This is a genomic window from Streptomyces sp. NPDC087787 (assembly GCF_044743035.1).
Lineage (GTDB): Bacteria > Actinomycetota > Actinomycetes > Streptomycetales > Streptomycetaceae > Streptomyces.
Genome location: NZ_JBIUVQ010000009.1, coordinates 223,977 through 237,837 on the forward strand (window position 1 = coordinate 223,977; position 13,861 = coordinate 237,837).

The following is a 13,861-nucleotide window of genomic DNA, read 5'->3' on the forward strand; positions in this document are numbered from 1 at the left end:
TACGGGCCGTGACCGTGGGATCGCTGGGATCACTGATGTCAGCCCGCCGCCTCCCGCGGATCGGCGTCACTGCCGCCGGACGTGCCGGTACGGCCTGGCCCGGCGGGGGCGGGCCGGACAGGTATGGAGCCCTGGTCGGCGCCGTCGCCGCCGTCCGCCGCGCGGGTGCCGTGGCCGGTGGGGCCACCGGTGTCGCCGGTGGCGTCCGTCTCGGCGGTCCCGAACCCGTTCTCCTTGCGGAAGGACTCGTAGATCTGGAGCAGCACCTGCTTCTGCCGCTCGTTCAGCGACGGGTCGGAGAGGATGACGGCGCGTGTCTCGACGTCGTCCCGGTCCCGCTCGGCGTCGAGGATCCCGGCCCGCACGTACAGCGTCTCCGCGGAGATCCGCAGCGCCTTGGCGACCTGCTGGAGCACCTCCGCGCTCGGCTTGCGCAGCCCGCGCTCGATCTGGCTCAGGTACGGGTTGGACACCCCGGCGGCATCGGCGAGCTGCCGCAACGACAACTGCGCGTTGCGCCGCTGCTCGCGCAGGTACTCACCGAGATTGCCGACGTTGAGCGATGCCATGCCTCCACCTTGCACCCACCCCGCTAACAATTGCAAGCACCCCGCTTGCAAGAGTGAGCCCCACCGGTGACCGAATGTGTGGCTGAGCAGCATCCTCACGAAGCAGGCAGGGGTGTGACCCAGATACGCGTCAAAGGGCAACGAGCTGATCTTGAAGATCTGGCGGGCGTCCGGTCTCACGTGGTGCTGTCGGCTTCCTCGGCGAGGATGCGGTAGACGGTGGCGACCGAGGGGTGTTCGCCCTTGTTCTTGCCCGAGGTGATGACGAGCTTCTGCGCGATCTGCGGTACGGGCACCCCGTTGGCCCGCAAGGACCGGGCGTAGGCGGCCATGTCGTCGTCGACGACCTTGGGGCGCCCGCCGTGCCGGCCGCGTTCGCGGGCGGACGCCTGGCCTTCGAGGGACTTCTCCCGGATGTATTCGCGCTCGGACTCGGCCATGCCGGCGAAGAAGGCGAACAGGGCGGCGCCGTGCCCGGACGGATCGTAGACGCCTTGGAGGGGGCCGGTGAGGAGTTCGAGTTCGATGTCGTGGTGGCGCAGGTCCTCGGCGATGGCCAGCAGCTCGGCGGCGCCACGGCCGAGGCGCTTCATCTCGTGGACGGTGAGGATGACCCGTTGGTGCGGGACGGCCTTCTTGATGGTGCGGACGAAGTCCATCGCCTTGACGAACTCCGGTCGTACCTTGATACGGGTGCTGATCTTCTCGGAGAAGACCGGGTCGCACCCGGCCTCGGCGAGCGCGTCGAGCTGGCTCTGGAGTTCTTGCTGGGCGGTGCTGCACCTCGCGTAGCCCACCCTGGTGGGCTTGGTAGCCGTCTCGTGTGCTGCGGCGTCGATGGCGGGGCCCATTTCCCACGCGCGGCCGGGGCCGCGGTCGGCGGGGGCCTTCACCTCCAGCTCGGCGCGGAGCTGGGGGACGAGCATGAAGCGGGGGATGTGGTACTTCGGGGCGACTTTGCCGCCGCGGGTGCGGCAGGTGCTTCCGGCGGGCACCTCACAGGTCGGACAGTCGTACTGTTCGACTGCAGCGGCCGGTTCGGGGGGTTCTGGCATGTCGCAAAACCTATCGCGAGGGTCTTTGTGCGAAAGCCGTTTTGCGAGAGGTTGCGAGAGCGAAGATCAGGGGCAAACCGGACACGGCTCGACGGGGTTTTCGGTTTCTCAGAACTACTCATTTACGCAAGCGCGGAGCGTGACGGCCGTCACGCTCCGCTCCTCCGCATAGTCATGTTGTCGCACCGGATGATCAGAGCTGTGGACTATGTTGTGGAGATGACTACCGGGACGGCATCGCGCCACACACGGATTGGTGACCCGGTGCTCTTCTGAGCGTCGTACGGGCCAGTGCGAGCCCGCTGCTCGATCGAGGGTCTTGCGCTGCTGCGCGGGCTCCGCCTAGGACGTGCTCGTCACCCGGCGGCTTGCGGTGACGGTTCGTCGTAGATCCCGACGCGTAGGACGTGCTCGATGACGCCGTCGAGCTTGTCGCGTGCCGCGGTCAGCTCGGTGATGCGCTGCTGGATGGCGTCGCGCTCGTGCCGGATCTTGTCGTACATGCTGCCGGTGACCATTCCCGTAGACACACACGGCAGCAGATCGACGATCGTGTGGCTGGGCAGGCCTGCGGCGTAGAGCTGCTGGATGAGCTGAACCCGCTCGACCGCGCCCTCGTCGTAGGTACGCTGCCCGCCCGCGGTGCGGTCCGAGTCCAGCAGCCCCTGCTGCTCGTAGTAACGCAGCGAGCGCACGCTGACGCCGGCTCGATGCGCCAGTTCCCCGATCCTCATCGTGTCTCCCGTCACATTCGCCTTGGCGGATTTGTCTCTGACATCAGTGTCAGGTTCTAGCGTAGGCGACGGCTCCAAGAACGAAGACCACCACACACCCGGCCCCGTTCTCGTGCCCTGGTGCACGAGCAGACGGGACCGGGCAGAACGAATCGGCCTGAGGAGGCACACATCATGAGTGGCAGCATCGACCTGACCGGCAAGAGCGAGCGGTACAAGAAGGGCATCGCCTACTACGAGTCGATCCACGGCGCGGCCGGCGCGCGGTCCTTCGACGCTTTGGAGGGCATCGCCCCTGGGTTCGCGGACCTGCTCATCGAGTTCACGCTCGGCGACATCCACTCCCGCCCCGGCCTGGACGTCAAGACGCGCGAGCTCATCACCGTGGCCGCGCTGACCGCCATGGGCACCGCGAACCTCCAGCTCAAGACCCACGTCGACAGCGCGATGAACGTCGGCTGGACCAAGGAAGAGATCATCGAGACCGTCACCCAGATGGCCGTCTACGCCGGGTTCCCCGCCGCTCTCAACGGGTTCTTCGCCGCGGCCGAGGTCTTCGCCGCCCGCGAGGCCGCCGGCCAGGAGGCCTGAAATGGAGCTCGCAGGACAGACCGCCCTGGTCACGGGCGCGAACCGCGGTATCGGCCGCCGGTTCGTCGCCGAGCTCCTCGCTCGTGACGTGCGCAAGGTCTACGCCGGCATCCGCAACCCGGATGCCGCCGACCAGGAGATGCGTGAGGACCCACGCGTCGAGCTCGTGCGCCTGGACATCACCGACACCGACGCGGTCGAGGCGGCAGCACACCGGGCCGAAGACGTGTCGGTGTTGATCAACAACGCCGGGATCTCCACCTCCCAGCCCCTCCTCAAGGCCGACGTCGACACCGTCAGGCGCGAGATCGAGACACACGTGTTCGGGACCCTCTCCATGGCCCGGGCGTTCGCCCCCGCACTACGGGCGCACCAGGGCGCGATGGCCAACATCCTGTCCGCGCTGTCGTGGTTCTCCTACCCCGGCTCCGGTGCCTACTCCGCGGCCAAAGCAGCCGAATGGAGCCTGACCAACAGCCTGCGTCTCGAGCTCGCCCCCGCGGGTGTCCTGGTCCAGGGCGTGCATCTGGGAGCGGCCGACACCGATATCAGCGCCGGGTACGAGGGACCCAAGATCGACCCCGCCGACGTCGCACGCTTCAGCCTCGACGGGATCGAGAACAATCAGATCGAAGTACTCGTCGACGACTGGAGCCGAACCGTCAAGGCCGCACTCACCAGCGAACCCAACGCCGTGCTCACCGCACTGGCCGGCTAGAAAAAGCCGACCACAGGTGTGTGGCGTGCCGGCACGGGCACGCCACACACGGCATGGGTGCCGCACTCGGCCAGGGCCACCACCCTCGCCTGCGGATACGCACTGCGGCCCTGCCCGCGAATGGTGCCAGGACGCCCGAAGAGCTGAGCGTCGGCCGCCACCGTGGTGCCGTCGCCCCACGCCTGCGAGATGTCCAGGCGGGCGTGCGCATTGACCAGGTCGGCGATCGCCTCGTTCAGCAGCACGATCGAGAAGTGCCGGTTCGCCGTGTACGACAGCTCATGCCCGCTCACTCCGGGGATGTGGTGGGCGGCCTCGTACGGGCCCATGTTGGTGCCTTTCACGAAGGTCGTGATGATGTAGCGGCCGAACGGGTCGTCCAGCTTCGGCTCGTTGCCGGAAGCCGGGCCGAAGCGGCGCCACCACTCCACCCAGTAGGCGGTCCTCGACAGAATCCCGATCAGCGTGCGCTCCGGCATCCGAGCTTTGATCTCCTGCTCCAGCCGCTTCGCCGAGGGCGTGAGCCCCTCCGCGCGGTGCGGCTTCAGCGACGGGATTCCCGTCTCTGGGTCGATGACCAGACCCTCGTTGTCCGGGTACCCGGCGTCCACCGCCGCGGCGGCGTCGCGGAGCTTGTCCTCCAACTGCCGGCGGAAGAACCGCGCGTCGAACTCGGCGGTCTCGCCCGGCTCGCACAGCCCGACCTCCACCAGGTAGTCGGCCAGCTTGTCCTGGACGGCCTCCCACTGAAGCAGCTCGGACCAGTCGGCGTACTCCTCCGAGCCGAGAACCGCGACGTCGCCGCAGCGCAGTTCCTCGGCCAGGTAGGTGAAGACCATCGCCTCGAAGTGCTTGCGGACGTACTGCCCGGTGCGGGTCTTGTCGACCACCACCTTGCGCCAGTTCTGGGTGGCGAAGGAGATGCCCACCTCCTTGCCCTCCTCGTCGAAGGCGGTGATGTACTCGCCGCGGGCGCCCTGGTGCCGCTTCGCGTGCGCGAGCGCGTCCAGCACCCGGCCGTCCTCCGAGGTGGCGGTGAACTGAAGCTTCTCGGCCAGGTCGAACATCACCGCCCGGTCCCGGCCGATCTGCCCGTACAGCAGCGGCTCCCAGAGGTTGCCGTGGTGGGCGGAGACCTTCTCGATCTGCTCGTACTGCTGGGCGAACCCGCCGAAGCCCTCCACCGTTTTCGTCACCGCGGCCAGGCCCCCGGCCTGCACGACCAGGGCCTTGGCGAAGGCGAGCAGGGCCGGGGAGACTTTCCCGCCCAGGCGCCGGACCACCTCGTCGGCCGACGCCTCCTCGTCCAGCCCCTCAAGGGCCGCCCTGGTCTCGGCGGTCATCTCCACGGCCTTCACGAGCGCCAGCTGGGCCGGGCCGTCGGTGTCGATGTCCTTGAGCACGGTGCGGTAGTTCCCGATGAGGGCCTCGGTGATCTCCCGCTCGGCGAGCCGGATCTCCTCCAGCTCCATCCTGGCCTTCTTGATCTTCGTGGCGACGCGCTTGCAGAACATCGTCGCCAGGTCGTCACGGACGCGCATCCTGGCCTTGTGGACCAGGCACGCGATCAGCGCGAGGCGCTTGACGGGCGTGTAGTCCCGAAGCGCCGGCGCGTCCCCGGCATCCGCCTCCCCGGCGAAGTCGGTGATCTTCCGTGCGGCAACGCCGTCCATCCACACCGCGCTGTCGCCGAGGCCGTCCAGCCACTCCATGCGCCGGGTCAGGTTCTTGAAGTGCGACCAGCTCGGCCCCTTGGCGGGCTTCTTCAGCCGGTTGAACAGCGTCGTGCCGTCCGCGTCGCGCTCCTCCAGCAGCCGCAGCAGCTCGGTGCGCTGAAGGGGGCTCATGCGGTCGTGGATGCCCGCGCAGTTCGAGGCGTTCACCTCGGTGCGGATCTTCGAGGCACATCTTGTCGAACGTGGAGAAGCCGGGCAGCTCCAGACCGGCCTCCACGACCTTCTCCAGCGCGATGTTGATCAGGTCTGCCGGCCGGTTCTTCGCCGCGGCCTCCTTGCGGATCGCCTGCTCGGCGATCCGCCGGGCCTCTGCCTGGTCGTACGCCACTCCGACCCGCTTGCGCACCAGGCCCCGGTGGTGCTTGGCGGTCCGCTCCGCCCGGTATACCGGCAGCGTGCCCTCCGGCAGCTCCACCTGCCGCCGCACGAACTCCACCACCTGCTCCGGCACATCCTCCAGCGCCGGGAAACACCCCATGCGCTGATACGACTTCAGCATCAGCAACAGGGCCAGAAGATGCTCGTCCCCGTCCGTCGCCCCGGCCGCCCACTCCAGCTCATCGCGAGTCGGCGAGAAGAACAGATGCAGCTCATGTGCGGATCAGCCGCTTGAACCGCGGATACGCGGTCCGCTCGATCGAGGTCACAACCCACCCCAGGCCCCAAGACGAAGGTCAACATCACCACCAACGACGCCGATCCGAACGGGTGACGGACCGGGCGCTCAGGGCTTCAAGATCAATTCATTGCCCCTTTGACGCGTATCTGGGTCACACCCCAGGCAGCGGCACACGGTCACCCGGCTCTGCCACCGACTGGTCGAGGAGCACGAGCGGCCCTCAGGCATCATGATCATCAACCAGGGATCCACGAGAGGGGGCGTCCATGCACGCAGACAGGCGCTGGGCCAGATCCGCCGTCGCCGCCGCAGGAGCGGTGATTTTCTTCACCACCGCCTGCGAGGGGCTGTCGGCCTCGGCAGACGGGGACAAGGAAAACCCCGGCTTCGCGGCCTTCCAGGGCAAGCCCTGTCCAGAGCTCACCGCCGGCGACAGGACCAACGGCTACCTGATCACAACGGTCGCCGGCCCGCGCGAAGGCATCACCGTCCACCCCGGCGGCGAACCGCAGACCGTCCTCGTCAAGCTCTGCAACACCACCGGCAAGGCACTCCGCGACATCGCGCTCTCCGCGCAGGTCGAGTGGAACTACGCGGGCGAGCGGCCGCCCAGGCTGACGGTGGAACGACGTGAGGCCCCCGATGGCGACTGGCACCCCGTCGAGCTGGTCGTGGTCAACGACTACCAGCCGTTGACCGGCGCCTCCGGTGCGCGGGACCTGCCCGCCCATGGCACCCGCACCGTGGAGTACCGGATCAGCGCCGCCGAGGACGCCCCCGCGGGCCGGGGAGGGTTCGATATCCACGCCATCCGGGCCGACGCGGACCCGCTCGACATGGAGGACATGCGGGGCGGCGGCCGGGGAGGATTCCCGCTGACCACCGCCCCTCGCGAGTAATGGGCCCGACGGCATCGCACCTACGGGGTCCACTGGGACTCCCCGGAATCGGATGAGGCCGCCTGCCACCCGCAGCGCCTGGCGGGAGACCGCTGCCTGCCCTGTCGGGGTCTCCTCAGGCCAGAGCCCGGGCCAGATGCGGGTTCGCCGTGGCGCGGACCGTCAGGCCGAGGAAGCCCGTGGCCGCCGCGAGGGTCATCGCGTAGGAGTCGACGGCTCGGCGGACGTTGGGGGCGTCCAGGCCGGCGCCGGTCACCAGGCGGTCCAGGTCCACGTAGGCGGAGCGGACGGTCTCCAGCCGGTGGTACACGCGCCAGTCCTGCCGCCAGCCGGCCGTGTACTCGGCGGGCAGGCGGCGCTCCCAGCGGCTGAACATGCGTTCGCGGATCTCCGGGCGCGTCGGCGTGAGGTGCATGTGCCGGACCAGGTCGTACAGCGGGTCGCCGATCAGGGCCATCTCCCAGTCGATGACGGTGAGGGCGAGCGCGTCCTCGCGGCGTACGAGGTTCCACGGGTTCAGGTCGCCGTGCAGGAGTGACGGACGGCGGGAGCCGACCCGGAAGCGGGAGAGGATCTGCCCGAGCCGGGACGCGCCGGGCAGGCCGAGGAACCGGGCCAGCTGCCGCGACTCCTTGGGCAGCTTGTCCACCAGGATCACCAGTTGGTCGCACAGCCAGGTGAAGAAGGCCTCCTTGCCCGCGACCGGGTCGAGTTCCCGGTAGTCCACGCCGGTCAGCGCGCACAACTGGTCGACGAGCGCGTCCGCCTCGTGCGGTCGCAGGCCGTGCTCCGGATGGCTGGGCGGGCGGTCGGGGTCGTCGGGGCCGGCGTACGTGTGGATGGCGCAGGGCTCCCCCCGGTGGCTGCGGCCCAGGGCGAGGACCTTCGGCGCCGCCACCGGGACGCCGGACCGCTCGATGGCCCGCAGCACGGCATGCTCGCTGAGGAAGCTCGGCTCGCGGCGGCAGACGTTCGCCACCTTGCGGCGTACCACCACCGGAACGTCCGACTCGGGCACCCGGACCACCGAGTTGAGGTGGGCGGTGCCCTTGAGCACCCACCGGGCCGGGGCAGTGCCCTCGGCGAGCAGCGCGTGGCGGATCGCGGAGTCGGGGAAGTCGGGCCGCTCCCGAAGGCGCGGGTCCCACGACCAGGACACCGTCTCCGCGGCCCGCCTCGCACCGCCGGTGCGCCCCGCCGACCGGGAGGCCCTCCGGCGGAAGAGGATGCGTTCGATCTGCGCGGTGTCCGGAACGTTCCTGAGTCCGAGCGGTTCGGCGGCGGCCTCCAGCGCCCGCCGCACGGACGCCGTCGCCTCGTCCAGGCTCCTCTGGTCGGGCGCGTCCTCCAGGGCCTTCGCCGCCCGCATCACGTCCGGGTAGACGGACTGCGCCCGCTCGAAGGCGACGTAGTGCCTCAGATCCTTGCCCAGGCCGTTGACCGAGGCGGGACGGACGCGGCTCATGGCCTCGGCCCAGGCGTCGATCACCTCGTGCCACTGGTGATCCGGATACCGCATGCGGACCAGGTGCGTCGCGAGGTCGTGCAGCGGATCACCGTAGGTCGCCAGTTCCCAGTCGACGCAGACGAGCGCCGGATCACCGTCGTACGACATGATCAGGTTGTCCCGGTGCAGGTCGGCGTGGAGCAGGCTGTACGGCCGCCTGGCCATCGCGGGCACGCGCTCGGCCAGTCGGACCAGGGCGTCCTCGGGGATGCCCAGGGCCGCGAACAGCCCGCCGAAGTCCTGCCAGTTGGCCTGCCTGATCTGCCGGTCCGCGAGCCGCGCCAGCGTCTGCAGGAACGCCTGGCTGTCCTTCTCGTTGCGCGGCCACTCGGGCGGCAGCGGGGGCACCACCTCCCTGCGGACCCGGGTCGTCCGGGCGAGCAGTTCCGCCAGCGCCTTGACCAGCAGTGTGTCGACCGGCTTCCCGTTGCCGCAGACGCTGGAGAGCGGAACACCCTCGACATGGCTGTGGATCGCGAAGGACTCCTGCCGGACCAGGCACTTCGGAATGTGGGGCAGCACGCCTGTGACGGTGTCGAGGATGTCGCCCTCGTTCTCCCAGGTCCTGATCACCACGGGCAGCACCTGGGCCCGGCGGACGCGCACGGTCACCGACGCGCCGGCCTCCCCGCCGAGCAGCCGCGCCATACGCTCCGTCAGCGGCATGACGTGGTTCTGGTGGTGATGACCGCCGCTCGCCCGGCCCAGCCTGGCGGCGAGCCGCACGAACGCCCTGACGTCGCGGAGGGCGTGTTCCCCGAGAAAGGGACGGGCAGGAGGTGCGCCCACGGCCGCTCCAGTTGCTCAAGTACTCAGAAGTGATGGTGTGGAAAAAGGTACGCCAGGCGCCATAACGGACACGATCGGAGCGCGCCCGGCATCGGCACAACGGGTGGCGTGCCCCTGCCTGAGGTCTCCGGCCTGCGTCGCACCGTCGAGGTCACCTCGCACGCCACCTCTTGCGTGCCATACGTGCGAAGCGGAGCTATTGCTCATGCGGTGCGCGCATGCTACAGGACACCCGTGTGGCGGCCGTGCCGCCCGCCTGATCCGGCGGGGCGCTCAGAGCCCGTCCCGCAGGGTCCGCAGCACCGGTTCCAGGGAGTCCACGACGACGGTGGCGCCCGACTCCCTGAGCAGCTTCTCCTTGCGGGCGTTGCGGGCGTAGCCGAGGAAGGGCACGCCGGCCCGCAGGGAGGCCTCGTGGTCCGCCGGGGTGTCGCCGATCATCAGGGCCCGGTCGGGAGCCGCGCCCGTGGCGCTCAGGGCGCGGTTCAGGCAGTGCGGGTCGGGCTTGAGGGGCTTGAGGTCCCGGGTGCGTCCGTAGACGTGCGGGGCGAAGCAGCCGCCGAGGTCGCGGCCGTCGAGGTACTCGCGCACCACGAGGGGCGAGTTGTTGGTGGTGACGGCCAGGCGCGAGCCCAGGGCCTTCCAGGTGCGGATCAGCGGGTCGGCGTACGGGGTGGGCTGTGCGGAGGGGACGGCTCGCAGCTCCTCCTCGGTCAGCCGCGCCTCCAGCTCCTTGACGAGGTCGCTGCCGGGGTGCCGGCGGTCCACGGCGCGCAGGACGACGTGCGGGTCCTGCGACTGCCGTTCGGGGCCGGTCAGCACGCCGTGCTGGCCCTGGCCCTCCAGCCACCGCACCAGTTCGTCCGCCACCCGCTCCGCCGAGTGCCCCGCGAACAGCCGGCAGATCGGCCCGTCGAAGTCCCAGAGCACGACGTGGGCATCCGCGATCAGGTTCCGCAATTCCTCGGTCTCGGCTGTCACCGCTTCGGTCTTCGTCGCATCAGAAGTCACTAGGAGAGTGTCAGATCCGACGTGATGGTTTCCCAGAGGGCGTCGAACCACTTCTGCGATTCCGCCACGAACGCGGCGTCGCGCTGCCCGGTCGCCTGCTCGAAGGAGAACAGCAGGGACTCCGTGCCGAGGACGTCGTACATGTCCAGCGTCCCGTCGTCCGCCCGCTCCTCGCGGCGGGTGATCATGTAGTACGCCATCAGCGCCTCCGCGCCGTTGAGCAGGTAGAGCTTGACCGGCGGGGTGAAGGGCAGCGCGCGGAAGGCCACGCGGACGTCGATGCCGTGGGTCGCGCGCAGGGCCTTGAGGTTGTGGCTCAGGACATGGCCCTGGGCGTTGCGCTGGGTGAGCCAGCGCCCGTGGACCGGGTCCTCCTCGGCCGGCCGGTCCACCGAGATCGGGAAGGCCAGGTCGATGTTGCGGGACGGCAGCAGAATGCGCACGTCGATCGACTCGGGGCGCAGCCGGCCCTCGTGGATGAGCCGCAGCGGCTCGCCGACGGCGATCATCAGGGACTCGGCCGTGAGGCAGGCCGCGTCGATCCTGACCTGCCGGGCGGAGAAGGCCTCCACGAGCCGGGGCGCGAGGCCGACCATCGTCGGCTGCGGCTCGGCGCGGGCGGCGACGGGCGCGGCGACGCGCGGCGGGCTGCCCTTGGTGACGTTGCTGAGCAGGCCGTCGGCCTGGAGCACCCGCAGGGCCTGGCGTACGGCGCCGCGCTCCACCCCGAACTCCTCGGCGAGTTCGGCCTGTGTGGGCAGGCGGTCGCCCGGCCGGAGCTCACCGGTGCGGATCCGCTCCCGCAGGGTGCCGGCGATCTCCTGCGGCGAGCTTCTTCTGCTGCCGTTCACGGCCACGCTCTCCTGGGTCACAACCAAACGCTACAACTTTGCCCCATCTAAAGGGAGTTGTTTGGAGCTTGTTCATTGATAGCGACCAAGTGGAGACAACTAGAACGTGGTTGGTCACCAACTCGACCGAGTACGGCGGGATGGGTGTCGTCAGCTCGTGAGCAGCAGCTCCGAACTGATCGTCTCCCACAGCGCGTCGAACCACACGTGGGACTGCTCGACGAAGGCCGTGTCCCGCGCTCCCGCGCCCTGCTCGAAGGCGAAGAGGATCGACCGGGTGCCCTCGGCGTCGTACAGCTCGAGGGGCTCCTGGTCGATCTCCTGCTCACGCCGCCGCAGTGTGTAGTACGCGAAGAGCGCCTCCCCGTCGTTGAGCAGGTACAGCTTGACCGGCGGAGTGAAGGGCAGCGCTCGGAAGGTCACGTGCACGTCGATGCCGTGGGTGGCGCGCAGGGCCAGCAGGTTGTGCTTGAGCACCTGGCCCTGGGAGTTGCGCTGGGCCAGCCAGCCGCGGCGCAGCCGGCCGGCGTCGGAGGCGTCCACCGGCACGGGGAAGGCGAGGTCGATGTCACGGCTGGGCAGCAGCACGCGGACGTCGACCTTGGCCGGTTTCAGTCGCCCGGCGTGGATCTGCCGCAACGGCTCGCCGATGGCCAGGGTGAGCGAGATCGCGGTCAGGCACAGGGCGTCGATCGCGACGTGGGAGGCGCCGAAGGCGGCCTCGATACGGGGCGCCAGCGCGGCCGTGGTGGGCAGCGGCGGGGCGGCGGGGCCGGTCAGGGCCCCCACCGGGCCGGCCGCGACGGTCGCCGGGCTCCCCTTGGACACATTGGTGAGCAGGTGTTCCGCCTGGAGGATGCCCAGGGCCTGGCGCACGGCCCCGCGCTCGACGCCGAACTCGTCGGCCAGCTCCGCCTGGGTGGGCATGCGCTGGCCCGGCCGCAGCACTCCGGTCCTGATCCGGTGCCGCAGTTCGTCGGCCACCTCGCGGTGTGACCTCTGTGGCCGCTGTGACCTCTTCCGTCCATTGACGGAGGCATGTTCCGGGTCCACGGCAAAACGGTACAACTTCCCGCCATCTTCCGGCAGTTCACGGGAAGGTGGTTATGAGCCGCTTCCAAGCGGAGATAACAGCAGTGGAGTTGGTAGCCAACTTGAGCGACATGGCCGAACCTTCGAAGTGTTGGCCACCAGGTGACGGTTGGTACGTACGACCGCGCTCCCTTCCGGAGGGGAGCCGGGAGCCCGGTCGGCCGGCGCGCCAACGGGGAGCGGCAGCCGGTATCCGGCACCGCGCAGGCACAGCCACAACTGAACAGCCGGCGCGCAGCCGGCACGAACAGCCGGTGCGCAGCCGGCGGGTACGGCAGGCACAGCCACAACCGAACATGCCGCACAGCCACAACTGAAGACCGTCTCGTACCGCCACAACTGAACAGCCACGCTACGGATGCGTCATACCCGTCACCCGGCACCGGCAGGAAGGAGCGCTCAGAACATGTCCGGGCACCAAGGCCGCCTGGACGTACGCAGCAGGGCGTCGGCCCCACGGGCGGCGCCCGCTCGTTCTTCCCGGACCCGGCCCAGCGCGGCGAGCCGCACCGCCGACTCGTCGCCGAGCCACAGGGCCGCCAACTGCGCCACGTCCAGCGTCAGATCGGCGCTCCCGGTCGTCGGCGTGCAGCTCACTCCGGCGGGCGACGCCTCGAGGCGCCAGCGCCCGCCGGCCATTCCGGCCGGATCCAGGACGTCGAGGACCAGCGTCCCCGTGCCCTCGTACGTCCGCGCCTCCAGGGCCCGTCGGACGTCGAGGAGCCGCACCCACAGCCAGTCCGCGTGCGTGGTCACGGTGGCGGCGCGCGGGTCGGGAAGGAAGTGGGGCAGCAGGTCGTCGGGGGCCCGCCAGCCGCTCTTGACCTTCATGATCCAGTCGCTCGAGCACAGGTGGAGCCACAGCGCGCGCTCGGCGGCGGGGGTCACCGCGACGAGGTCCTTCACGGTGGCCGTGTTCAGCGGCTGCTTGGCGTCCGACCAGGTCTCGTCGCACTGGTACACAGCCAGCCCCTCGACCGTGCCGTCCGCCCCGCGGTAGACGGCGTGGAAGGGCTCGGTCCAGGGGCGGCCGCCCGGGCGCAGCGCGCCGGTGGTGACCTGCCACCAGCGGCCGGGGCGGTCGATCGCGCCGGGCTGGGCGCGGCGCAGCCGCTCGTGCAGCTCCGGGCCGAGCTTGCGTACGTCCTCGGGGTCCACGAGATCGACCCGGCCGCCGTCCTCCGGACCCGCCCGGCGGGGGTCGAGGCCGGCCCGGGGAACGTCGATCTCCCACTCGGTCGTCCAGGTCGCCGGACCGAAGCCGTAACGGCCGTAGATCGGGTACTCGGCGGCGATCAGGGTCGCCACGACGTCACCGCGCTCCTTCGCGGCCGCCAGGTCCTCGGCCATCATCCGGGTCAGCAAACCGCGGCGGCGGTGGGTGGCGGTGACGCTCACGTTCGATATGGCGTCGGCGGGAACGGCCGCGCCGCCCACGGCCGTGAGTTCCTGCGGGAAGGACCGGAACGTCGCCACGCACCGGCCGGCGTCGAAGGCGCCGAGGGTGCGGGACGGCTCGATGTACGTGCGCCGGTCGGCGATGTCGGCGTCGGAGGCGGCGGGGGGACGCAGGAAGCCGGTGTTCAGGGCGCGGACCCAGTCGGGGATCTCGGCCTCGGTGATGGTCCGTACGTCGATGTCGGGGCTGGCGGCAGTCATGGGCTGACAGTAGGGGCGCCGGGGACGGGGT

Annotated in this window: 12 protein-coding genes and 1 pseudogene; 3 read left to right on the forward strand and 10 right to left on the reverse strand. The window is 70.0% G+C overall.

What is annotated here, in order from left to right; genetic code table 11:
- Window positions 1-38: 38 nt before the first annotated feature.
- From ACIOWN_RS17100 to ACIOWN_RS17110, 3 genes are all read right to left on the reverse strand, one after another.
- Complete coding sequence (locus ACIOWN_RS17100; protein ID WP_401982629.1) at window positions 39-569, reverse strand: helix-turn-helix domain-containing protein; 531 nt, start codon at window positions 567-569, stop codon at window positions 39-41.
- 176 nt (window positions 570-745) lie between these two features.
- On the reverse strand, window positions 746-1,624 hold the full coding sequence (locus ACIOWN_RS17105) for a recombinase family protein (protein WP_401982630.1): 879 nt from the start codon (window positions 1,622-1,624) through the stop codon (window positions 746-748).
- 356 nt (window positions 1,625-1,980) lie between these two features.
- Window positions 1,981-2,358 (reverse strand): MerR family transcriptional regulator, encoded by a 378-nt coding sequence (locus ACIOWN_RS17110; RefSeq protein WP_358738282.1) that lies wholly within the window; start codon window positions 2,356-2,358, stop codon window positions 1,981-1,983.
- A gap of 174 nt (window positions 2,359-2,532) precedes the next feature.
- On the opposite strand from ACIOWN_RS17110, the gene ACIOWN_RS17115 reads away from it, so the two are divergent.
- Both ACIOWN_RS17115 and ACIOWN_RS17120 read left to right on the forward strand, forming a co-directional pair.
- Entirely contained in the window at window positions 2,533-2,949 is a 417-nt protein-coding gene (locus ACIOWN_RS17115) for a carboxymuconolactone decarboxylase family protein (protein WP_362345871.1), read from the forward strand.
- A gap of 1 nt (window position 2,950) precedes the next feature.
- Window positions 2,951-3,667, forward strand: coding sequence for an SDR family oxidoreductase (locus ACIOWN_RS17120; RefSeq protein ID WP_362345872.1), 717 nt, complete (start codon window positions 2,951-2,953; stop codon window positions 3,665-3,667).
- A gap of 47 nt (window positions 3,668-3,714) precedes the next feature.
- Here ACIOWN_RS17120 and ACIOWN_RS17125 read toward each other — a convergent pair.
- Both ACIOWN_RS17125 and ACIOWN_RS17130 read right to left on the reverse strand, forming a co-directional pair.
- Window positions 3,715-5,208 (reverse strand): annotated as a pseudogene (locus ACIOWN_RS17125) (Tn3 family transposase); the annotation flags it as partial.
- Entirely contained in the window at window positions 5,195-5,992 is a 798-nt protein-coding gene (locus ACIOWN_RS17130; RefSeq protein WP_401982656.1) for a DUF4158 domain-containing protein, read from the reverse strand. The pseudogene ACIOWN_RS17125 and the gene ACIOWN_RS17130, both read right to left, overlap by 14 nt.
- A gap of 296 nt (window positions 5,993-6,288) precedes the next feature.
- Here ACIOWN_RS17130 and ACIOWN_RS17135 point away from each other — a divergent pair, with 296 nt between their 5' ends.
- Complete coding sequence (locus ACIOWN_RS17135) at window positions 6,289-6,921, forward strand: hypothetical protein (RefSeq protein WP_362345874.1); 633 nt, start codon at window positions 6,289-6,291, stop codon at window positions 6,919-6,921.
- Between the two features lie 115 nt (window positions 6,922-7,036).
- Here ACIOWN_RS17135 and ACIOWN_RS17140 read toward each other — a convergent pair whose 3' ends face one another.
- From ACIOWN_RS17140 to ACIOWN_RS17160, 5 genes are all read right to left on the reverse strand, one after another.
- Window positions 7,037-9,217: a phosphotransferase gene (locus ACIOWN_RS17140; protein WP_401982633.1), complete on the reverse strand. Its 2,181-nt coding sequence runs from the start codon at window positions 9,215-9,217 to the stop codon at window positions 7,037-7,039.
- Window positions 9,218-9,490: 273 nt separating this feature from the next.
- Window positions 9,491-10,228, reverse strand: a complete 738-nt coding sequence (locus ACIOWN_RS17145) for an HAD family hydrolase (protein ID WP_401982634.1) — start codon at window positions 10,226-10,228, stop codon at window positions 9,491-9,493.
- A complete protein-coding gene (locus ACIOWN_RS17150) occupies window positions 10,228-11,106 on the reverse strand; it encodes a winged helix-turn-helix domain-containing protein (RefSeq protein ID WP_362345880.1) in 879 nt (292 codons plus the stop codon). The genes ACIOWN_RS17145 and ACIOWN_RS17150 overlap by 1 nt, the downstream gene beginning before the upstream one ends.
- 123 nt (window positions 11,107-11,229) lie before the next feature.
- Window positions 11,230-12,147, reverse strand: coding sequence for a winged helix-turn-helix domain-containing protein (locus ACIOWN_RS17155; protein ID WP_362345882.1), 918 nt, complete (start codon window positions 12,145-12,147; stop codon window positions 11,230-11,232).
- 423 nt (window positions 12,148-12,570) lie between these two features.
- On the reverse strand, window positions 12,571-13,830 hold the full coding sequence (locus tag ACIOWN_RS17160) for a GNAT family N-acetyltransferase (RefSeq protein ID WP_362345884.1): 1,260 nt from the start codon (window positions 13,828-13,830) through the stop codon (window positions 12,571-12,573).
- Between the last annotated feature and the right edge of the window lie 31 nt (window positions 13,831-13,861).